Source organism: Rhizobium sp. NXC24 (genome assembly GCF_002944315.1).
In the GTDB taxonomy this organism is placed as follows: Bacteria; Pseudomonadota; Alphaproteobacteria; order Rhizobiales; family Rhizobiaceae; genus Rhizobium.
Genome location: NZ_CP024314.1, coordinates 1781177 through 1803038 on the forward strand (window position 1 = coordinate 1781177; position 21862 = coordinate 1803038).

The window sequence follows — 21862 nt, forward strand, 5'->3', positions numbered from 1 at the left end:
GATGAACATGCACAACGTCTCCTGGGTGCGCCAGGACTTGATTTCCCCCTCGGCCAGACCGGTCGGACAAAATGACCCGATGCGATGGGCGAGAAAGAACCTCTTCAACGGCTGGCTCAGTACATTTCTGACCGTCGCGTCGATGATGACGGTTGTGTGGATCACCGTGGCCATTGCACCTTGGCTTGGCAATTCCATCTGGAAAGCCAACTCGCTTGCCGAATGTCGGCAACTCCTGGGTGGAGCGCCCGGTGCATGCTGGGGCGTCATCCGTGACCGCTGGCCGCAGCTTCTGTTCGGCTTCTACCCGTCCAATCTCTATTGGCGGCCGGTTTTGGCTTTCGGGCTGCTATTCGTGGCATTGGCGCCGGTCCTGTTCCGCGCTGTGCCGGCGCGTGCGCTCTGGTTCAGCGCCGTCTATCCAGGCATCGCCTATTGGCTGATCTGGGGCGGAAGCCTGTGGTTTCCGATCTCCGTCTACCTCGGCTTTACCGTCGCCGCTGGGCTGTTCATGTTGACGGCACGTATCGGTCGAGGGCTTGGTGTCAGCATCGCCATCCTCGCCGCGAGCCTTTGGTGGATCTACGCCGTCCAACCTGTCACATCAGACGTAAACGGTCTCGTTCCGGTCGTTCTCGATGCTGTCGCATCGCGTGACGTGGGTGGGTTCCTGCTCTCGATCATCATCGGCGTGACGGGAATTGCATTGTCGTTGCCGCTCGGCATTCTGCTCGCGCTTGGCCGTCGTTCCAAGCTGCCGCTCATCCATATGCTAAGCGTCATGTTCATCGAATTCATCCGCGGCGTGCCGCTTATCACACTGCTGTTCACGGCTTCGCTGCTCCTGAACTACTTCCTGCCGCCCGGCACCAACTTCGACCTCATTCTGCGCGTCGTCATCATGGTGACGCTCTTTGCGAGCGCCTACATGGCCGAGGTCATCCGCGGTGGCTTGGCAGCTCTGCCGCGTGGGCAGTATGAGGCCGCAGAGGCACTCGGGCTCGATTACTGGAAGTCTCAGCGGCTCATCATCCTGCCGCAAGCACTCAAGATCTCCATTCCCGGCATCGTGAATTCCTTCATCGGTCTCTTCAAGGACACGACGCTCGTCATGTTCATCGGTCTTCTCGATCCGATCGCCCTTGCCGCGGCCATTCGCGCCAACACGAACTGGCAAGGGATTTACTGGGAACTCTTCATCTTCATCGGCGCCGTGTTTTTCGTCTTCTGCTTCAGCATGTCGCGCTACTCGATGTATCTCGAGCGCCGGCTAAAGACGGACCATCGTTAGGAGAAATGCGCATGACAGGCACTATGACGCAACGAGCTTTCCCGCAGGACGATCGCATCGGTCTTGCAGACGTCGCCATTGAGATCGCGGCCATGAACAAGTGGTATGGCGAGTTTCACGTTCTGCGCGACATCAATCTCACCGTGCGGCGCGGCGAGCGGATCGTCATTTGCGGACCCTCCGGCTCCGGCAAATCAACCATGATCCGCTGCATCAACAGGCTTGAGGAGCATCAGGCAGGCAAGATCGTCGTCGACGGCATCGAGTTGACCAACGACCTGAAGAAGATCGAGGAAGTGCGCCGCGAAGTCGGGATGGTATTCCAGCACTTCAATCTCTTTCCGCATCTGACCATTCTTCAGAACTGCACCCTCGCTCCGATCTGGGTCCGCAAGATGCCGCAAAAGGAGGCCAGGGAGCTCGCCATGCACTTCCTTGAGAAGGTCAGGATTCCGGATCAGGCGCATAAATATCCCGGCCAGCTCTCAGGCGGTCAGCAGCAGCGTGTTGCGATCGCACGATCGCTCTGCATGAAGCCGCGCGTCATGCTGTTCGATGAACCGACCTCGGCCCTCGATCCCGAAATGATCAAGGAAGTGCTCGATACGATGATCGCGCTCGCCGAAGAGGGCATGACCATGCTCTGCGTCACCCATGAAATGGGGTTTGCGCAGGCCGTGGCTAACAGGGTGATCTTCATGGATCAGGGTCAGATCGTGGAGCAGAACGAACCGAAAGCATTCTTCAGTGCGCCGCAATCGGAACGCACGCGCGCGTTCCTCAGTCAGATCCTGGGTCATTAGGCATCGTCGGAGCTCACGAGCGCTGCCGCGGCTCTGAGTGCGCATTGACCTCCTCGATGGCTGACTTGTGGAGAAGGACAGTATCTTGCCCTCCTCCCCTTTTCCTTCGTGATCAGCCGCCGACGGTGTCGAAAGCATCCAGAACACGCGACGAGTAAACCAAAGCCGCGCCTGCGTTCAGAGCAATCGCCACGCCGAGTGCCTCAGCGATTTCCTCGCGCGTTGCGCCAACTTTTGCGGCTTCGGCGGTATGGCTGGCAATGCAGCCATCGCAGCGCGTCGTCACCGCCACGGCAAGCGCGATCAGCTCGCGGGTCTTGGCATCCAGCCGGCCGGTCTTCTGGCAAGCGCCGCCGAGGGTGCGGACACCCTCGAGCGTCGCAGGCGATAGCTGGCCAAGTTCGGCAACGCGCGACGACAGTTCCTGCCGGTATTTTCCCCACTCGAGCATTTGAAGATTCTCCGTGAATTTGGGTTGATCCGATGTGACGGCAAGCCCGATCTCCCAGTTAAAACAGAGAGGTAGCGCCCACATCGGCCTCAGGAGTAGCGGATAAGATTCATGAGCAGAAGTGGTATGTTTTCACGTTGCCATGAGCATTGCTCATCGAAGGCGAAGGAAAGATAACGTCTCTTTTCCCTCCGCGCTTCGATTGACGATCGGGTGCTCAGGCGTGAACATCGACCGTGCCCATCATGCCGAGATCTTCATGCTCGAGGATGTGGCAGTGATACATGCGCGGCCCCGGCAAATTCTGTCGCAACAGGATGCGTACCGTCTCGCCGGCTACGACGTTCACGGTATCCTTCCAGGCCCGGTACGATGGCTTGGTGACCTGGCCGTCCTTTTCGTGCTCTACAATCTGGAACTGCGTCCCGTGCACGTGGAACGGATGATCCATGTCTGCTTGGTTGACGATTTCCCAGAGTTCGACTTGCCCGACCTTCGAGACTTCGTCGACGCGGGTCATGTCGAAGGTAGCGCCGTTGATCAGGAACTTCATCTCCATGCCCTTCATGGATTCCGTCAGCACCAAGCGACGCGTGACCGTCGGCTTTGCGAGGGATTTAATGGTCCGCAGCTTCACCGGAAGCGGGGGCATGGCAGGCGCCGGCTTCTCCGAAATATTCGCCGTCAGCAGGGTCATGCCGGCCTCGTCGGGCTTGCCCGGCCCCATCCACCCGCGCTCATAGTCGAGCGTGGTGAGCCTTGCCGTTCCCGGCTTGTCGAAGGAGACGATCAGCTCGACACGCTCGGCGGGCGCAAGCAGCAGCTCGTCGACGGCGACGGGAGCCTCGATAAGGCCTCCATCCGTTCCGACGAGCACTATGGCGGCATTCTCGAACTTCAGCCGGAGGAACCGCGCGTTTGTCGCGTTAAACAGGCGCAGGCGACGCTTCTCGCCTTTCGCCACGGCCAGGGCTGGGTTTTTCTGGCCATTGACCAGCACATGGTCGCCGACGCGCCCGTTCATCAGGTCCATCATGTTGCTCGCCGGCATGCTTCCATCTTCGGCGATCCGAAGATCGGTGAACATCAGGACCGTATCGCCATATTCGGCAGGGATCGGATCGCTCTTCGGTTTCACGAGGAAGATGCCCGCAAGGCCGCGATAAACCTGCGCGGCGGTGAGGCCGTGCGGATGGGGATGAAACCAATAGGATGCGGCGCTTCCTTCTGGGAGATCGAAAGTATAGATGCGCTCGCTGCTCGAAGCGACGGGCTCCATGGGACTGCCATCCTGATCGGCCGGCACAGGCATCCCATGCCAATGAACCGTCGTCGGTTCGCCGGGAATGCCGTTCTTGAAGCTAATCTCGATCCGGTCGCCCTCGTGCGCCTCGATTACGGGATTTCCGCCGTTATAGAGAAGCATGGGCGTGTCGAGCCCCTCGGCAAAACGAACGAGGCCCGGCTCTGCGGCAAGCCTCGCCTTGAACAAGCCGGCCTCGCTAGACTCGTTCATCAAGCGCGGCAACTCGCGCAAAGGCTGCCCTTCCGGCAAAACAGGCTTGTTGCCGGCCATGGACATCATGTTGTGAGCGCCGTGTCCGGTCATGTTGCCCATGTCGTGCATCATCTGGGCCGCGGCAGGCCCGGAGATCGCAAGGCCTGCCAGGCCCGTCAGAAAAGTACGTCGGTACATCGATTGCTTCCTTTTGGTCGTTTGGGAGCGATCCGCCCATAAGGCCGCTCACCGCAATATCGCGTTTCTTGTTTCTGAGCCGAAGGCAGCTTCGATAAGCCGCTCTCCAGTCATCACTTGCCGTGTTCGGCGAGCCATTTCTTCATCGTGGCAATCTCGTCTTCCTGGGCTTTGATCACATCTTCGGCGAGTTTGCGGACTTCGGGATCTCTGCCGTATTGCAGCGCAACCTTGGCCATATCGATCGCGCCCTGATGATGCGGGATCATGCCGCGCATGAAGTCGGTGTCGGCATCGCCGCTGTACTCGATCATCATGTCCTTGTGCATGCGGTCGTTTGCGGCCGCATATGCCTGCGTGGAAGGGGCGCCGGACGCCGGCGTCTCGGTGCCAGACATGTCCATTCCTGGCATGGAATGATCCGCAGGTGTTGCATCGTTCGTCTTCAACTGGCTCTGCGCGATCGCGAGGCCCGCGCTGATGGCGATCGCACCGGCGATGAAGATCGGGGTGAGCTTATTCATGATCTTGCTCCCTGATCAGCTCGCAGTTGCCGGATAGCCGGCCTTTTCGAGAATCTGCTGAAGTGCCGACTGAGAAGCGGTCGTCTCGATCTTGACCGTGCGTGCATCGGGATTGGTCTCGATCTTGGCGTCGGGATCGACGGACTGGATTGCCTTGGTAACGGACCTTGCGCAGCCGCCGCAGGTCATGTTTTCGATTCTGAGTTCCATGAGAATTCTCCTTGGTTTTGATCTCACGGCACTCAAAGTGGAGTTTCCAACCATGGTAAGGTCAAGTGTCGTCCGACGAAAAAAATGCTATTGACCTTCCCATGGTTGGAAGCCCCACCTTCCCTTCACATTCAAATTCCGGAGCGTGAAAGGACCTCCTATGAATAGTTCAGTCCGGCCAACGGATTTATCGACGGTCATATCTCTGCCGATCGACGGCATGACGTGCGCATCCTGTGTGGGCAGCGTTGAACGCGCCCTGAAGGAGGTGCCTGGCGTCGATTCCGTATCGGTCAATCTCGCCACCGAAAAGGCGAGCATAACGGCGCACGCAGCCATCGACCGAGCAAAACTCGTCCAGGCTGTCGAAAACGTCGGCTATTCCGTGCTGGGGAATTTCGCGCCTGCGGCCAGTTCCGTCGAGCTTTCGATCGAAGGCATGACCTGCGCATCCTGCGTGGGCAGCGTCGAACGCGCCTTGAAGGCCGTTCCGGGCGTCAGCGAGGCCGCCGTCAACCTTGCGACCGGGCGCGCGACGGTCAAAGGATCGGCGGATGCGGCAACCCTGATTGCGGCAGTCGAAAACGCCGGCTACGAGGCGAAGCTTATCGGCGCCGACCGAGAGGACGAAAACACCGAGCGCGCCGGGAAGAAGGACGCCGAACGGCGCGAACTCAGCCGCGACTTTACCATCGCCGCCGTGCTCACCGCGCCGGTCTTTCTCATGGAGATGGGATCGCACTTCATCCCGCGCGTTCACAGCCTCATCGAATCGACGATCGGCATGCAGTGGAGTTGGTACCTCCAGTTCGCGTTGACGACGCTCGTCCTCTTTCTCCCCGGCATCCGCTTCTATCATAAGGGACTTCCGGCACTTGGGCGACTTGCCCCAGATATGAACTCATTGGTCGCCATCGGCTCGTTCGCGGCCTATGGCTATTCGCTTGTCGCAACCTTCGCGCCCGGTTTCCTGCCCCCTGGTACGATCAACGTCTATTTCGAAGCCGCCGGCGTCATCGTGACGCTTATCCTGCTCGGCCGCCTGCTGGAGGCCCGCGCCAAGGGACGCACGTCTGAGGCGATCAAGCGCCTGGTCGACCTTCAGGTCAGAAGCGCTCGCGTTCGGCGGGACGGCAAGGCCGTCGATCTGCCGATCGGCTCGGTTGTTGCCGGTGATATCGTCGAAGTCAGGCCCGGCGAACGTGTTCCCGTCGATGGAGAAGTGATTGAAGGAACCAGCTATGTCGACGAGTCGATGATTACGGGCGAACCGATCCCGGCATCGAAAACCGCAGGCAGCGCGGTTGTCGGCGGCACGGTGAACCAGAAAGGTGCATTTGCCTTCCGTGCGACGGCCGTGGGTGGCGACACCGTGCTGTCGCAGATCATTCGCATGGTCGAAGAAGCGCAAGCCTCCAAGCTGCCCATCCAGGCTCAGGTCGATAAGGTAACCATGTGGTTCGTGCCGGCCGTCATGGCTGTGGCCGCAATTACCTTCGCGGCATGGCTCTACTTCGGCCCCTCGCCCGCCCTTACCTTTGCGCTCGTCAACGCCGTCGCGGTTCTGATTATCGCGTGCCCCTGCGCCATGGGTCTGGCAACGCCCACTTCGATCATGGTGGGCACGGGACGGGGCGCAGAGCTCGGCGTATTGTTCCGCAAGGGCGAGGCGTTGCAATTGCTCAAGGACGCCAAGGTCGTCGCCGTCGACAAGACCGGTACACTGACCGAGGGCAAGCCAACGCTGACGAACCTGGAACTGGCCACCGGGTTCGACAGGCCGACCATCCTCAGCCTCATTGCCGCCGTCGAGGCCAAATCCGAGCACCCGATCGCCCGCGCGATCGTCGACGCCGCCACCGGGGAAGGTCTCTCGCTATCGTCCGTGTCGGATTTTGAATCGGTTACCGGCTTCGGCGTGCAGGCGAAAGTCGACGGCAAGCTGGTTCAAATCGGCGCCGACCGGTACATGGCCGAACTTGGCCATGACGTCGCCGGCTTGGCCTCGGTCGCCGAACGCCTCGGCAACGAGGGCAAGTCACCCCTCTATGCCGCGATCGACGGCAAGCTCGCGGCGATCGTCGCCGTGGCGGACCGGATCAAGGACACGACGCCCGCGGCGATCAAGGCCCTGCACGATCTCGGCCTCAAGGTCGCGATGATTACCGGCGACAATGCCCGCACAGCGAATGCCGTTGCGGCGCGGCTGGGCATCGACGCGATCGTCGCCGAAGTCCTGCCGGATGGTAAGGTCGACGCGATCAGCGGCCTCAAGAGCCAGTACGGCAAGGTCGCCTTCGTCGGTGACGGCATCAACGACGCCCCGGCGCTTGCCGAAGCGGATGTGGGTCTCGCCATCGGCACGGGCACGGATATCGCCATCGAGGCGGCGGATGTGGTCCTGATGTCGGGCAGCCTGCAGGGCGTACCAAACGCCATTGCGCTCTCCAAGGCGACGATCGGCAACATCCGCCAGAATTTGTTCTGGGCCTTTGCCTACAATACGGCCCTGATCCCGGTCGCCGCGGGTGCTCTCTACCCGGCCTTCGGCATCCTGCTCTCGCCGGTCTTCGCGGCGGGTGCCATGGCCCTTTCGAGCGTCTTCGTGCTCGGTAATGCGTTGAGGCTCCGCCGATTCAAGGTCGCCAATTGATAAACCAGATACCGCCGGTCCCGCACGGGACCGGCTACCCTACGCAGGAGAAAACCCATGAATATCGGACAGGCGGCGAAGGCATCGGGCGTATCGGCCAAGATGATCCGCTATTACGAACAAACCGGCCTCATTCAGGCGGCCGATCGTACGGCTTCAGGTTATCGCGATTATTCGGAGGACGATGTCCACGTGTTGCGCTTTATCCGCCGCGCGCGGGATGTCGGCTTTCCGGTTGCGGAAATTCAGACGCTTCTGGATCTCTGGGTCAACCGCGAGCGGCAAAGTGCCGATGTCAAACGGATAGCACTTGCCCATATCGCCGAACTTCGGCTCAAAATCCAGGAATTGGAGCAGATGGCCGCAACCCTTGAGGAACTGGCGACGAAGTGCACGGGGGACGACCGTCCGGGCTGCCCTATTCTGGACGATTTGGAGACCCGCGATACGGATGATGCCCGCATCGCCAACCCCAAATATACTTCGAGAATTTCGCCGCGTGACAGGATGAAGCGCAAGTTTTGAGACTTGGGGAGGGCTTGCACCCCATTCCTCGAGTACGGCGCGGCGGAGTGGGAACACTCATGCGGGCAATCCTAAATCCATTCGGGAGCGCCGCTGCTGTATCTTTCGCCGAATGCGCCATGTGGCAGAATCTGCTTGATCCTATCAAGGTCTTCCTGCGTCAGGTTCAGGTCGACGGCACCGACATTCTCGATGAGGCGGTCTTGGCGGCGTGTACCAGGAATCGGCACAATGTCATCACCCTGAGCGAGCAACCAGGCAAGCGCGAGTTGCGAGACCGTCGCACCTTTTTGCTCCGCCAGCACCGTCAACTCGCGCACAGCTTCTCGGTTCTTCTCGAAGTTACCGGGTTGCCAACGCGGATCGAACCGCCGCATGTCCGTCTCTTCATACCCTGCGGCTGGTTTGACGGCGGCTGTCAGGAAGCCTCGCCCGAGGGGAGAATAGGCGACGAAGCCGATACCAAGTTCACGCGTGACGGGCAGGATGGCTTCAACGTCTCGCTCGAACACCGAATACTCGGTTTGGAGTGCCGTCACAGGTTGTACGGCGTGAGCCCTGCGAATGGTCTGCGGCCCAGCTTCGCTAAGACCGAAGTATTTTACCTTGCCCTGCTGGATCAGGTCCTTGACCGTTCCCGCGACATCTTCGATCGGAACGTTCGGATCTACACGATGCTGATATAGGATATCGATGTGGTCCACTCCGAGATAGCGCAGGCTGTTCTCGGTCACTTCACGGATATGCTCCGGGCGGCTATCCGTGGCATATTCACGGGTCAAGCCGAACTTGGTCGCAACAACGACGTTTTCGCGGATACCCTTCAGTGCGCGACCAACGAGCTTCTCGTTTTCGCCCCAGCCATAAACCTCGGCAGTGTCGAAAAAGGTGACGCCTAGATCATAGGCACGCCTGATCGTCTCGAAACCCTGCTGCTCGTCACTTGATCCGTACCACAAGGTAATGCCCATGGCACCATATCCGATTGCTGACACGTCCGGGCCGTTCACACCCAATCTACGCTTATGCATTTGAACCTCCATCTGTTGGTCCAAAGCATATGTGGCGGCAGGCCATTCCAGCGATGCCTGATGCTACCAAAAGCTTGCCTGATCCTGCCAATCTCTTGACCTTTTCAGGCAAAAAGTCTGAGGTGTTATTATGACGAGTTTGGAAGAAATCCACGCGATCGCGCTGCGCCATGCGGGACGCGATGAGCAGAAAGTGCCCCGCCTGAAGATCTATTCGTCGGATGCTCCGACGGAATTGATGGCCATGATCTACGAGCCAGTTGTCTGCCTCGTCCTTCAGGGAGCAAAAAGGACACTTATTGGCGACGAGACTCTGGAATATGGCCCTGGCGACTGCATGATCGTGGCTGCTGAAGTGGTTGCAATGGGGCAGATCACCGAGGCAAGCCCGGGCAAACCCTACCTTGCCGCGAACCTCTATCTGGACCCGGTGCTTATCTCCTCTCTTCTGGTGGACATGGCCAGGATACCAGAGCCATCTGTTCCCTCAGGCTTCAACGTGACGAAGGCGTCCCCGCCGCTGCTTGAAGCATGGCGGCGCATGGTGGAGCTTTTGGATCGGCCGCTCGAAATACCGGTCATGGCCTCACACTTTGAGCATGAATTACTCTTCAGGCTACTAATGGGACCGCAGGGTCGGATTCTCAGGCAGATAGCTGGCGTGGATTCCCGTCTCTCCCATATTCGCCGGGCAATGGAATGGATACGGGAGCACTACGCAAAGCGTCTGACCATTGAAGCCATGGCAGACATAGCGGGCATGAGCGTGTCTGTGTTCCATCGGCGCTTTAAGGCGGTCACCGGATTGAGCCCGCTTCAGTACCAGAAACATGTCCGGCTGCACGAAGCTCGCCGGCGAATTCTTGCCGCCAACGCCAAAGCCGCCTCTGTGGCCTTCGCCGTGGGCTACGAAAGTGCCTCTCAGTTCAGCCGGGAATATAAGCGCTTATTTGGGGAGCCACCTCGCCGAAGCGCGACGGTGATACAGTCCGCCATGGCGTTGAACCCCGTGTAAGACTTTAGGAACTTTGGCCTGCATCCGAAAGCCATGGCCATTCTTTAACCGAGCCGTTCGCCACTCGATGGGTCGAACAGGTGCGCCTTTGCGGTGTCGATTTTGAGCTGGATCGCCTGGCCTGTGGCTACGGGAGGGCGATCCCTCACGGCGGCGGCGATGGAATGGGTCCCGGCTTGCAATTGCAGATGCGTATCCGAGCCCGTGGGTTCGATGATGATCACCGTTGCCTGCACGCCGTCTGCGTCGACGGCGATATGTTCCGGCCGGATGCCAAGCTGGACGGATCGACCGAGATGGCGACGGGCGCTTTCCGGCAGCGGCCAATGCAGATTTTCCGCGGCCTGCAATTCCATGGCTCCGCCCCGTTCGACAACGAGGCCGTCTATGAAGTTCATCGATGGCGATCCGATAAAGCCGGCGACGAAGCTGTTGGCCGGTGTATCGTAGATTTCGAGCGGCGAGCCGATCTGCTCGATATGCCCGCCACGCATGACGACGATGCGGTCGGCCATGGTCATGGCCTCCATCTGGTCATGCGTCACGTAGACCATGGTGGTGCCGAGCCGCTGGTGCAACGTCTTGATCTCGGTGCGCATCTGCACGCGCAGTTTCGCATCGAGATTGGAAAGCGGCTCATCGAAGAGGAAGACCGCCGGGTTGCGGACGATGGCTCGGCCCATTGCCACGCGCTGGCGCTGCCCGCCAGACAATTGCCGGGGATAACGATCGAGGAGTGCGGCAAGGTCGAGGATCGCGGCGGCATCACTCACCTTCTGCTCGATCTCCTGCCTGCTGCGGCGCGCGAGCTTCAGCGAAAAGGCCATGTTGTCGCGTACGGTCATATGCGGATAGAGCGCGTAGGATTGGAACACCATGGCGATATCACGCTCATTGGGTTCGAGATCGTTGACAATGCGGTCGCCGATTTCGATCTCACCGTCGCTGATGCTTTCAAGCCCGGCGATCATGCGCAGCAAAGTGGATTTGCCGCAGCCCGAGGGGCCGACCAGAACGACGAATTCCCCGTCCTGTGCAGCGACGGAGACGCCATGCAGCACTTCGAGCGCGCCGTAGCGTTTGATGGCGTTGCGAATGGTCAGTTTCGCCATGGATCTCTCCCGATAATGTCGGCCGGTGCGTCAACGCCCGCCCATGCCCGCATTGAGTGCGATGCTGTTGTAGATGAGCTTCTGCAGGATGATCGCAAGGAAGATCCCGGGAAGCATGGAAAGGGCGGCGCCCGCCATCAGATAGTTCCATTGCGTGCCCTGCTGCGTCTGGAACAGGGTGAGACCGACGGGCAGCGTGGCATTGTCGGCACCGGTCATGACGATCAGCGGCCAGAGGAAATTGTTCCACTGCCCGATGAAGGTGAACAGTGACAGCAGCCCGATCGCCGGCATGGACAGGGGCACGATGATGCTGACGAGGATGCGCAGGCGCGATGCGCCGTCGATCCTTGCCGCCTCCTCAAGCTCCATGGGAATGGACAGGAAGAACTGCCGCATCAGGAATGCGCCGAAGGTGCCGAAGGAGATCGGCAGGATCACGCCGGGGAAAGTGTTGACCAGGCCAAGCTTGTTGACGATCAGAAACAGGGGAATGATGAGCATCAGCGGCGGCACCATCAGCGTGCCGATATAGCCCAGCAGCAAGGTTTCACGCCCTCTGAACTTCAGCCGTGCAAAAGCGTAGCCTGAAAGGCAGGAGACGACGACGGTGATCAAGGTCACGCAGACGGCGATGACGGCGCTGTTGAGGAAGAAGCGGCCGAAGGGCAGCCTAGTCCAGGCTGCAGCGAAATTACCCCATTCGAAGACCTCTGGCAGGATGCGCACCGGTATTGCCGTCACTTCGGCATTCGAGCGCACCGCGTTCGAGACCATCCAGAAAAAGGGAAACAGAAAGGCGATCGCCACGAGCGTAAGAGCAGCGTGATTGATGATGTCGAGCGCCAGCTTCCGGCGCGCTCTGGTCTTGGACTTAAGCGTCATAATGCACCCATTTGCGCTGGAACCAGAATTGCAGGGCGGTCAGTGCCATGATCAGGGCGAACATCACCCAGGCGATTGCCGAGGCATAGCCCATCTGGAAATTCTGAAAGCCGCGCTGGTAGATGGCGTAGCCGAGCGTTGCGGTCGACGATCCCGGCCCGCCCTTCGTCATGACGAAAATCTGGTCGAAGACCTGCAGCGACGTAATCGCCGTCATCACCGTGCCGAAGAACAAGGTCGGAGAGATTAGTGGCAGCCGGATTTTCCAGAAACGGTCCCAGGCCGTGGCGCCGTCGATCCGCGCCGCTTCCAGATAGGTCGCCGGCACCATGTCGAGAGCGGCGTTGAAGAGAACCGTATTGTAGCCGACGCCAGCCCAGATCGATGTGAGCACCACAGCCTGCATGGCGAGCGTGCGATCGTTGAGGACGCCTGAGAATGGCAATGACAACGCCGCCATCAGGCTGTCGAAAAGGCCGCCGCTGGTGAAGATCAGCATCCAGACCATGGCGACCGCGATGAGCGGGGTGAAGGTCGGAAGGAAGAAGATCACCCGGAACCAGCGCTGTCCGATCTTCAAGCTCGAAATCCACGTCGCAAGCCCGAGCGAAATGACGATATTCAGAACCAGATATTCGACCGTGAAGAAGATGGTGTTGCGCATGACCGTCCAGAATTGCGGATCGGTCGTAAACAGGCGCGTGTAATTGGAAATTCCGACGAAACGCGGCGTACCAAGCAATTGCCAATTGGTGAAGCTGAGCGCGATCGAAGCTAGGATCGGCAGGACGAGGAACAGGACAATGCCGATCAGGCCCGGCAGCAGAAAGAACAAGGCCGTCCATCCCTCGCCTCTGAACCATTTGCGCGAGCGTGGCCTTGGTCTTGCGATCATGTCGGTGTGTTTGCCCAGCATCATGGGCCTCTCCTTTCCGGCAAGGGCGCTGCGGTCGAGCCGGTGGCCCGGCCGCAGGCAGGCCAGATCCCTTGGGGGCTAGGGAAGCTGGCTCTGAATGTCGCTCAGCACGCCCTCGGGTTTCGAGTCTCCCGTCAGCGTCAGCGGCACATATTGCATCACCAGATTCTCGAACTGGTTCCATTTCTCATTGATACGGAACGGCGTGGTGTGGGCGAACATATATTGCAGCGTGTCGCGGGTGCCGCTGACATTTTTGGCCGCGCCGTCATACCAAGCGGTCTGTTGCGCCAGGCGGGCCGGCAGCGCGCGCCCGGCCGAGCCGAGGATTTCGGCCGCCTTCGGACCGCTCAGCACCTGCAGCGCTTTGAAAGCCGCATCCTTGTGCTGGCTGGTGGCGGAAATGCCCCAGCCCGAGCCGGCCGTGATGAAGCGCGACGGGCCGCTTCCGCGTGGCAGCGGCGCGATGCCGATCTTGAACTTGACGTTGGCCTGCGCGGTAATCAGCGTCCAGGGACCGTCGATATACATGGCGACATTGCCCGAGGCGAAGCGGCCGCTTGCTGCGGAGGCATCGGCTGCCGAGGCAAAGACGGGCGAGAGTTTGTCCTTGGCGGTGAGATCGGCATATTTGCTGAAGGCATCGACGAAGCCGGCATTGGTGAGGTCGAATTCATTATCGGAATTGAAGTATTCCGCACCGAGGGCAACGGGGCCGGCAATAAAATCGAAGCCTTGGGTGCCGTAACCGTAGGTTCCGTCCTTCGTCAGCGTCTTGGCATCCGCCTTGAAGTCATCGAAGGTCCAGTCCTTGGCAGGCTCCTTCAAGCCGGCGGCGGCAAACTTGTCGCGATTGTAGAAGACCATCCACGGCCCGACGTCATAGGGCAGCGCGTAGAGCTTGCCGTCATGGGAAAGCCCGGACATGATCGACGTCTCGAAATCCGCCACCTTGACATCGCTGTTCTTCACGTAGTCGTCGAGCGGCGTGAGGATCGAATAGAAATTGGGCATACGCATCGACTGCATCGAGACGATATCGGCGACCTGGCCCGATGCCGTCAGAACCGGCAGGCGCGTCCAATAATCCGTCCATCCCGAAAGCTGTAGCTGGACCTTGATATTGGGATATTGCTGGGTGACGAGATCGGCCAGTTGCTGCCAGAGCTGCGCATCGTTTGGCTCGCCCCACATCTGCCAGGTAAGGGTCACGGGAGCATCCTGCGCCTTAGCGCCGATGCCAGGTAGTGAACTCGCCGCAAGGGCGGCGGCAAAAATCAATGAACGCTTCATGATGGCTCCTCCTCCATAATGACTTTGGTTGCAGTGACGCTGATCACACTCCGGACGCTCCCCTCCGGCTTGGTCTTGCGGCTCGTTCACGCCGCGATCATAACCTCCAGGTCGGCGATCAGGCCGATCAGTTCCGTTCGCTGGCGCCGCCAGGGGTCCGAACCTTGTCCCGGCTCCAGAATGGCGGTCATCCGCTGCAGGAAGTCAGGCGGCAGCCGCTCGAGTTCGGCTGCCATGGGCAGATTCCAGCCGTCACCCGGGAAATAGACCCGGTTGAGGGCAAAGACCGTCTGCAGAATGGCGTTGGCAAGCTTGCCCGTCAGCCCCACGAGAAAAACGAGATCGCGGCGAGCGACCTTGCTTTCATAGTGATAATCCCTGGCCCAGTAGCGCAGAATATCCATGTACTGGCTGAGGACGGAGGCCCTGAGTGCTTCCGGATACTCCGCCAATTGCCGCTTCCAGCCGGTCAACAGACCGCGCGGATCGGCGATGATCTGCTGGCTGGCGAGATCTGTCGGCAGGTGATAGCCCCAGATCGTCCATTCGAAGGTTTTGGGCACGGGCATGCCGGCAAGCCAGGATTCCAGATCGCGCTGCACGCCTGCGTAACGGCGCATCCAGACCCCATCCATGCGGATACCTTCGGCCTGCCAGCTTTGCAGAGCGGCCTCAAAACGCCTCCATGCCTCGGTTTGCCGAACCTCCGGTCCGCGATAGGCATCGGCATAGACCCGGAAGTCGAAATCCGATTGCGCATCCGACCACCCCTTGCCGCGCGACCCGGCGAGCGCGACGGCGCCATTGCCGTCTTCGGCCAGATCAGCGATCAAGGGGGTCATCGCGGCAATGAGTTCGGCTTCGCGGCTCATGACGGCACCGGGCGGCTGGGTTTCGCTATCTCCTTCAGTCCTTGAGGATCAGTTCGATGACCGGCGTGACGACATCCGGCTTGAGCACCGGCAGCTCCAGGCTCAGCATGCCCTCGCCAACGGCGACGCCGATATTGGAATCGACATCGGCATCCGGATCGAGCCAATGGAGTTCGCTGGCGTCATGCAGGAACTGCGCATATTTGACCTTACGCCCCAGTCCTTCGATATGAATGTGGCGGAACGGCCAGGTCTGGATATGCAGATAGAGCCGATTGCCCTTCTGGGTGAAGCGGCAGCCGCTCGGAGCCTTGTAGGTGGAGGGGCCGGCGCCGTAGATCGCACGACCGTTCAGCCGCATCCATTCGCCATAGGTGTCGAGTGCCTTGATGGCGCGAGCGTCGAAAGTGCCGCGGCCGGTCGGGCCGACATTCATTAGCAGGTTGCCGCCGAGCGAAACCGTGTCGACCAGGATGTTGATGAGCTGACCGGCATCCTTCCAGCTCGTCTCGTCGCGATAGTAGCCCCAGGAACCGCTGAAGGTGTGGCAGGCCTCCCAGCGCACCGGCAATCCGGCAACCGTCGGAGCGACACGCGGCGTATATTGTTCCGGCGTCACCAGGTCGGGCATGTGATCTGCGTCGCGCGGAAGATCTAGGCGGTCGCCGACGATGATATCGGGCTGTAGTTGGCGCACCAGCTTCATGAGGTCTTCGCTCTCCCAATCGGCGCGGCCCTTGCCGGGCAGCCCCTTGTACACGCGGCGGGGATAGCTGAAATCGAACCAGATCACGTCGATCTTGCCGAAGTTCGTCAAAAGTTCGGTCACCTGATCGCGCATGTACTTGGCATAACGCTTGACGTCGCGGCCCTCATTGAGCTTGGCGGCGTCGGGATGGTTGCGCTGCGGGTGATGCCCGTCGATGGGGAAATCCGGATGATGCCAGTCGAGCAGCGAATAATAGAAGCCGACCTTCAGCCCCTCGGCGCGAAGCGCTTCGACATAAGGGCCGATCAGGTCCTTGCCATAGGGCGTGTTGGTGACCTTGTAGTCGGTGACCTTGCTATCCCACAGGCAAAAACCCTCGTGATGCTTGGCGGTCAGGACGACATATTTCATGCCGGCTTGGCGCGCGCGACGCGCCCATTCGCGGGCGTCGTAGAGGTCGGGATCGAAGTTGTCGAAATACTTCTGATAGGCCTCGGTGGTGAACTCCTCGCGGTTCTTCAGCCATTCATGCCGTGCGCCGAGGGCGTACAGCCCGAAGTGAATGAACATGCCGAAGCGGTCGCGTCCAAACCATGCTTTGCCATCGGCCACATCACGGCCGCTACTGATCGCTGCGTCGGTCACACTATCCTCCCAAGTGTTACGGCTTAATCGAACCGGTTCGATTTAATCATTGACCCTCCTGCCCTGCATGTCAAGCGCGCTGTTGAAATCTCTTTCTGCATATTGCTTCACGGCCTATAAATGTTAGATTTGTGACAGCGATTCATTGAGGGAAGTACCTTCGATCGGAAAGCAAAAGGCGATAGAAACGGTTCGAAAAATTCATGGCCACAATTCGTGATGTCGCCAAACTCGCTGACGTATCCGTCTCGACGGTGTCGCTGGCGCTCAGCAATCCGGCGCGGGTCAGCCAGAAAACGCTGGAAAAAATTCGCCAGGCGATTGCCGCGGTCGGCTTCGTTGCCGACCCGCTTGCCCAAAGCCTTGCGCGCGGACGCAGCCGCATGATCGGTTTCGTCGTCGGCAATGTCGGCAACCCGTTTTTCGGGGATATCCGGCGCGAGCTGGAAAACTATGCGCTCGACCACGAGCATTTCGTCGTCGTCACCGATTCCTCCGGCAAGACGGATCGCGAGAGGGCGATGGTCGAGCACCTGATCGGCCTTAAGACTGCCGGCCTGGCGCTTGCGCCGTCCGGTTATGACCAGAACTATATCGATTTCATCGCAGGCCTGAACGTGCCGATCGTCTGCTTCGACCAGAAGGTTGCCGGGATCGAGCGCGATTTCGTCGGGTCCGACAATTACCTCGCCGGCGCAATGCTGACCGAGCATCTTCTTCAACTCGGCCACAAGCGCATCGCCTTCATCACCGGCCCAAGCCATATGCACACGGCGACGGAGCGTTATCGCGGCTTTGCCGAGACCATGGCCAATGCCGGCGTTGAGGTGAACCCGAATTTCGTCGTCGACGGGCAGTTCACGCGCACCGCCGGCTACGAAGCGGCCATGCGCCTGCTGATCCAGCCCGAGCGGCCCACCGCAATCCTCGGCGCCAACAACACCGTGGCGCTTTCGGCATTACAGGCCATGCAGGAGCTGGGGTTCCGCTGTCCGGAAGACATTTCGCTCGCGATGATCGACAATGTGCAATGGAGCTCGGTCATCACGCCGCGCATTACCATGGTGGTTCAGGACACACTGGCGCTCGGCGGCATCATCGCCCGCCGCCTCATGCACCGCATCACCAACCCGGAAGGCGCCGTCGAGCCGGCCCGGGATTTTGTGCTGACGCCGAAATTCGTTCCGGGCAATTCCTGCCGAAGAATTTAGGGCATCGCACATCGAAGCGCGGCGATCTCATATCAAGGGCGCAGCAAAACCGCTCATGCGGCAGGGCTGCTCATGCGCGCAGCCCTCCATCTCCATCGCCGGTTCTGCCTCTTCCTACGTCCTGCGCGATTGCCTCGCCGTTCAGTGCTCCAGGAAGACGTAGTTCATCCAACTGCTCATGCGCAGAAGGACCTTTCGGAGGACGGCGACGTGATGCCAGTGCTCGGTATAGACCGCGACCTCCGCAACGACGCCTCCCGGCAATTGGTATTTGTCCGTATTTTCGAGCAGTTCGATACGCGCCAGCGTCTGTCCCGGTGCGGTACGCTCCGGCGACTGCGGATCGATTAGCGCTCCGCTAGGCTGAAGCTGTCCCTGGGCCATGACGTCGATGACTTCTTCGACGCGTGCCTTGAAAATTTTGCCAGGAACCGCCTTGAAAGCGACTTCGGCGTCGTCGCCGACACTCACGCGCTGTAGCGAATTCTGGATGAACGCTGCGGCGAGCATTCGGTCCTCACTGTTGATGAACACCATCACCGGACGCAATGGCAACGGGTTGGCCATCATGCCGGGGCGAAGGAAGACCTGGGTCACATAGCCATCGCTCGGCGCACGCACCGTCGTCTGGTCAAGCTCGTATTCCGCATTGCCCAGTTCCGCCGTCAACCGGGCGACGGTTGGGTTCGTACCGTTGATCTCGGATTCATAGGCGAGTTTTGCCTGGACAGCCTGGGCACGTGCCGTATCTGCGGCGGCTTCGGCGGTCAGATAGATACCACGCCGGTTTTCGACCTCCAGTTCGGAATAGATCGCGCCCTTGCCGCTGGACTTTGCATTCTCGTTTGCCTGCTGGAATTTTGTGAACGCCTGCAGGGAGCGGTCGCGCGATGCCTCAGCGCCGGTAACCCCAGCGTTGGCCGCATCAAGGGCAGCCTTCAACTGGAGGACCGTCTGCTTCGCCTCGGCAAGCGCTGCTTTCTTCTGATCGACGACAAACTGGTAGGGTCGCGGATCAATGCGGAAGAGCACATCGCCCTTCTTCAGCGGCTTGTTCGGCTCGACCGGGACTTCCACGACCTGTCCGCCGACGACGGGAATGACCGGCGCCGAAGTGAAATAGATGCGCCCGTCCCCGGAATAGGGGTGATTGTAGCTCATGATGAGCAACAGGGCGCCGATCAAAAAGATGCCACCCAGGACGGCTGTTGAGAGTGTCCATTGGTTTACCGGGATCCGGAACACCTTAAAGATCGTAAAGCAGATCGCGGCATAGGTGAGTATCAGGAGCAGATCCATCAGACTTTCTCCCTCTCCGAGGGTTGCGCTTCGAGCTCAGCGATCCGGGCATGAAGACGCGCGATTTCGGCATTTGCTTCAGCTTCGCGTGAAAGCTTACCGTCGGGTCGGATTCCCCAACCGCGGTCCTCCCGGTAGAGGGTCGCCCAAATGAAGAGAAACGGCCAAATCGCGTGCAGGGTGAACAGGCTCACCCAACCGGCAACATGGATGGCATCCTGGTGAGGGTGGTTGCGAGCCTTGGCGATCAGATGCGGGATGTCGTGGATCGCGATCACCGCATAGAAGAGAGTGACCACCATGAAAACCAGCACCCCAAGTGCAAAATAGTCGAGAAACACGGTTCCTCCTTTTCGGCTGCGTGACCGAGCCGACCAGCCGCATTCGAGGAGGAGATAGTAACGCCGCCAGACCTCAAACGCCTGTAGCATCACGTATCGTCTATTGGCGGGGGCCGTAACGGTTCGACAAACGCCTGAGATTTCAGGGAGTAACCGTGATACCCGCCGCTGTTAGCCCTGAAAGGAAATGCTCCTGGTCCGATGGGCGTTGCAGGCGGATAGCGACTTCCCTGCGAATGTTGGTCAAGAGTGCGGGCGCATTGGATTTCAGCCAGTCCTGCTCTCGGCGGGCGTCGTCGAGCTTGCCCTCAGCACCAAAAATCGCGAGCAGAACGAGATGGTGCATCGGATTGTATTTGAGATCTGCCATACGCGCCCAAAGCTCGGCGGCCTGGTAGTCACGCCGCATATAGGCGCAAAGCGCCATGCCCACTTCGTAATATCCAATCGGGCCAGGGTTTCTGCTGATGGCACTCGACATCAGTTCGCAACCCGTTTCCCATTTTCCTGAGAAGGCGAGCCTGAATCCATATTCTCCGGCAACTTCAGTGTCGTTCGGATTGATCGCATAGGCGGCGGCCCCCTCCCTCAATGCGGCGTCGACATCGCCGTTGAAGAAGTTCGCGAGCATCAATGCCTGCAACGCCCGGGCATTCTGAGGGTCGATTTCCACCGCACGTTTGGCGGTTTCAAGAGCAAGCGTCAACGGATGTGGTGATTGCGGCATGTCCAGCCGGTATTGGAAGCGAATCTCGTCCAGATATGTCAGGGAGAGCAATGCCCACGAGGTTGCGTAGGCCGGAAGACGCTCGGTCGTGCGCTGGAGACAGTCCTGCACGGCGGCATGGTTTTGCGGATTCAGATCGATCCGATAATTATAATAGGACAAGGTGCATGCATAAGCATCCCAGTCGTCGGGCGGAGATTGGGCTAAACGTGCGGCGTCGGCCTGGTAGATCAGGCCGTAAGGCTGGGCGACAGCCGTCGCGACGCGCCGTGCGATATCGGCTTCCACCTCAAGTATATCCTGCACTCGAAGGTCCCTGTCGTAATTGTTCGCCCAAGTCACCGATCCATCGGAACGGCGAACAAGTCTCGCGGTAAGCCGAAGCTTGTTTCCCTCGACGCGTATACCTCCCTGCAGCGCGAAGCGCGGTTCTTCCACCCGTATGTCCGGGCTGGAAGACGGCTCTTTTGCAATGACGGCAATTTCCTTGAACTTCGCAAGCTCGCCAATGACTTCGTCCGTAAGCCCCCGGGCGATGTCGGCGGATCCGCCCTCCTTTGAAATTTCTTCGAACGGTTCGACCAGAACTTTGGGAACGCTTTCAGATGCCGGAGCCGGAGCGGCATTTTGAGCCCTGTGCGACGAAAAGAAGAACGTGCTCAACGGCGGGAAAATGGCGACGAACGTCGTCAAGACTATCGCCGCGGAAATCGCATACCACAACCACACGGGCGGAGCTGCCCTATCCGTGCGATCGGCCACAATCACCGGCTTCTGCACTTCGGCCGGGGACTCCAGGACATTGTCGAGATCGGGCCGATCGGCCAGCCTGTCAGCAGCAGTCGCATACCGGAAACAAGGTATATAGGCACCTTTCGGTATGGTGATGATGATCCGGTCGGCCCACCCGGCAACCAGATAGTAGCGTTCGAGGCCGCGACGAATCCGGCCGGCTTCTATTCTGACAACCGGATCGTTCTGAGCATCAAACGATGCATCCCGGGCAAAAACCTCCTGTGCAATCGTGTAAGCCTTGAGATAGTCAGCCCGTCCGCCCAGCGTCTCTTCAACAACATATTCCAAAAACCTGCGGCCCCGTTCCGGTGCCAGAAACTCTTCACTTGAGAGGATTCGCTGAAGCTGCTCCCGGATCTCCCACATCTCAGGAGACGACGTGTCGTCTCCACCGCTTGCCCAAGCGCTCTGCATGGTGTCCCCCTGCGACCGTAGCGGCCGTCTTATCGCCCTTGTATGTTCATGTATATTACGCCTCTAATTTAGGTAGTGGCAATATAATGTCTCAATCTGCTTGACGTGATCATGACGAGCGGGGCGGGGATGATATCGGGAAAAAATAGTTCAACGCATTTGTCCGCGCTTCAAATCGTCGAGGTGCGCTTTCCTCACGAGGTCGCGCGGGTACAACAGCTCTTTAGCGTAGACGAAACTTTTCGCAGCATGTGCGAGGACCTTGCAGCCGCCGTCGAAACGCTGACGCGGGTGGACGATCTCCCCGACAATGTCCGGGAAGCGCGGCGCCAGGAATACGCCGGGCTCGTCGATGCTCTTTCCGGTGAAATTCGCGATGCAATTCGCAATTCGAAACTTGTGATCTTACGACCGCAGCCCGGGCGCCCAAAGGCGTAGCGCATC

21 protein-coding genes are annotated in these 21862 nt (G+C 59.6%); 7 read left to right on the forward strand and 14 right to left on the reverse strand.

What is annotated here, in order from left to right; genetic code table 11:
* Nucleotide 1: 1 nt before the first annotated feature.
* Nucleotides 2–1291 carry an amino acid ABC transporter permease gene (locus tag NXC24_RS32360; RefSeq protein WP_104827359.1) on the forward strand — a complete coding sequence of 430 codons (1290 nt, stop codon included), beginning with the start codon at nt 2–4 and terminating at the stop codon, nt 1289–1291.
* 11 nt (nt 1292–1302) lie between these two features.
* The gene (locus NXC24_RS32365) at nt 1303–2094 is read left to right on the forward strand and encodes an amino acid ABC transporter ATP-binding protein (protein ID WP_281060723.1); all 792 of its coding nucleotides are present in this window, start codon (nt 1303–1305) and stop codon (nt 2092–2094) included.
* 112 nt (nt 2095–2206) lie between these two features.
* Here NXC24_RS32365 and NXC24_RS32370 read toward each other — a convergent pair whose 3' ends face one another.
* The 4 genes from NXC24_RS32370 to NXC24_RS32385 form a co-directional block, all read right to left on the reverse strand.
* Entirely contained in the window at nt 2207–2545 is a 339-nt protein-coding gene (locus NXC24_RS32370; protein WP_104827360.1) for a carboxymuconolactone decarboxylase family protein, read from the reverse strand.
* A 217-nt stretch (nt 2546–2762) separates the two neighbouring features.
* On the reverse strand, nt 2763–4241 hold the full coding sequence (locus NXC24_RS32375; protein WP_104827361.1) for a multicopper oxidase family protein: 1479 nt from the start codon (nt 4239–4241) through the stop codon (nt 2763–2765).
* A 113-nt stretch (nt 4242–4354) separates the two neighbouring features.
* Nucleotides 4355–4765 (reverse strand): DUF305 domain-containing protein, encoded by a 411-nt coding sequence (locus NXC24_RS32380; RefSeq protein ID WP_104827362.1) that lies wholly within the window; start codon nt 4763–4765, stop codon nt 4355–4357.
* Between the two features lie 15 nt (nt 4766–4780).
* The gene (locus NXC24_RS32385; protein WP_104827363.1) at nt 4781–4975 is read right to left on the reverse strand and encodes a heavy-metal-associated domain-containing protein; all 195 of its coding nucleotides are present in this window, start codon (nt 4973–4975) and stop codon (nt 4781–4783) included.
* A 160-nt stretch (nt 4976–5135) separates the two neighbouring features.
* On the opposite strand from NXC24_RS32385, the gene NXC24_RS32390 reads away from it, so the two are divergent.
* Together NXC24_RS32390 and cueR are read left to right on the forward strand one after the other, a co-directional pair.
* Complete coding sequence (locus NXC24_RS32390) at nt 5136–7628, forward strand: heavy metal translocating P-type ATPase (RefSeq protein WP_104827364.1); 2493 nt, start codon at nt 5136–5138, stop codon at nt 7626–7628.
* 57 nt (nt 7629–7685) lie between these two features.
* Nucleotides 7686–8153, forward strand: coding sequence for a Cu(I)-responsive transcriptional regulator (cueR, locus tag NXC24_RS32395; RefSeq protein WP_104827365.1), 468 nt, complete (start codon nt 7686–7688; stop codon nt 8151–8153).
* Nucleotides 8154–8224: 71 nt separating this feature from the next.
* Here the strand turns inward: cueR and NXC24_RS32400 are convergent, their stop codons facing one another.
* Complete coding sequence (locus NXC24_RS32400) at nt 8225–9184, reverse strand: aldo/keto reductase (protein ID WP_104827366.1); 960 nt, start codon at nt 9182–9184, stop codon at nt 8225–8227.
* A 130-nt stretch (nt 9185–9314) separates the two neighbouring features.
* Here NXC24_RS32400 and NXC24_RS32405 point away from each other — a divergent pair, with 130 nt between their 5' ends.
* Nucleotides 9315–10199: an AraC family transcriptional regulator gene (locus NXC24_RS32405; RefSeq protein WP_104827367.1), complete on the forward strand. Its 885-nt coding sequence runs from the start codon at nt 9315–9317 to the stop codon at nt 10197–10199.
* 44 nt (nt 10200–10243) lie between these two features.
* On the opposite strand, the gene ugpC is transcribed toward NXC24_RS32405, so the two are convergent.
* The 6 genes from ugpC to NXC24_RS32435 all read right to left on the reverse strand — a co-directional run bounded on the left by ugpC (nt 10244) and on the right by NXC24_RS32435 (nt 16631).
* Nucleotides 10244–11311: a sn-glycerol-3-phosphate ABC transporter ATP-binding protein UgpC gene (gene ugpC, locus NXC24_RS32410; RefSeq protein ID WP_104827368.1), complete on the reverse strand. Its 1068-nt coding sequence runs from the start codon at nt 11309–11311 to the stop codon at nt 10244–10246.
* Nucleotides 11312–11341: 30 nt separating this feature from the next.
* Nucleotides 11342–12196, reverse strand: coding sequence for a carbohydrate ABC transporter permease (locus NXC24_RS32415; RefSeq protein WP_104827369.1), 855 nt, complete (start codon nt 12194–12196; stop codon nt 11342–11344).
* Nucleotides 12186–13112 carry a sugar ABC transporter permease gene (locus NXC24_RS32420; RefSeq protein WP_104827951.1) on the reverse strand — a complete coding sequence of 309 codons (927 nt, stop codon included), beginning with the start codon at nt 13110–13112 and terminating at the stop codon, nt 12186–12188. The genes NXC24_RS32415 and NXC24_RS32420 overlap by 11 nt, the downstream gene beginning before the upstream one ends.
* A 78-nt stretch (nt 13113–13190) precedes the next feature.
* Nucleotides 13191–14405, reverse strand: coding sequence for a sugar ABC transporter substrate-binding protein (locus NXC24_RS32425; RefSeq protein ID WP_104827370.1), 1215 nt, complete (start codon nt 14403–14405; stop codon nt 13191–13193).
* Between the two features lie 86 nt (nt 14406–14491).
* Nucleotides 14492–15277, reverse strand: coding sequence for a DUF4037 domain-containing protein (locus NXC24_RS32430; RefSeq protein ID WP_104827371.1), 786 nt, complete (start codon nt 15275–15277; stop codon nt 14492–14494).
* A gap of 34 nt (nt 15278–15311) precedes the next feature.
* Nucleotides 15312–16631, reverse strand: a complete 1320-nt coding sequence (locus tag NXC24_RS32435; protein WP_104827372.1) for an alpha-L-fucosidase — start codon at nt 16629–16631, stop codon at nt 15312–15314.
* 203 nt (nt 16632–16834) lie between these two features.
* On the opposite strand from NXC24_RS32435, the gene NXC24_RS32440 reads away from it, so the two are divergent.
* The gene (locus NXC24_RS32440) at nt 16835–17842 is read left to right on the forward strand and encodes a LacI family DNA-binding transcriptional regulator (RefSeq protein WP_104827373.1); all 1008 of its coding nucleotides are present in this window, start codon (nt 16835–16837) and stop codon (nt 17840–17842) included.
* Nucleotides 17843–17983: 141 nt separating this feature from the next.
* Here the strand turns inward: NXC24_RS32440 and NXC24_RS32445 are convergent, their stop codons facing one another.
* From NXC24_RS32445 to NXC24_RS32455, 3 genes are all read right to left on the reverse strand, one after another.
* Nucleotides 17984–19141 (reverse strand): HlyD family secretion protein, encoded by a 1158-nt coding sequence (locus tag NXC24_RS32445; protein WP_104827374.1) that lies wholly within the window; start codon nt 19139–19141, stop codon nt 17984–17986.
* A complete protein-coding gene (locus NXC24_RS32450) occupies nt 19141–19482 on the reverse strand; it encodes a DUF3302 domain-containing protein (RefSeq protein ID WP_104827375.1) in 342 nt (113 codons plus the stop codon). Before NXC24_RS32450 ends, NXC24_RS32445 begins: the two co-directional genes overlap by 1 nt.
* 142 nt (nt 19483–19624) lie before the next feature.
* Complete coding sequence (locus NXC24_RS32455) at nt 19625–21418, reverse strand: hypothetical protein (protein ID WP_104827376.1); 1794 nt, start codon at nt 21416–21418, stop codon at nt 19625–19627.
* A gap of 249 nt (nt 21419–21667) precedes the next feature.
* On the opposite strand from NXC24_RS32455, the gene NXC24_RS36330 reads away from it, so the two are divergent.
* Entirely contained in the window at nt 21668–21856 is a 189-nt protein-coding gene (locus NXC24_RS36330; protein WP_348632774.1) for a hypothetical protein, read from the forward strand.
* Nucleotides 21857–21862: the final 6 nt, after the last annotated feature.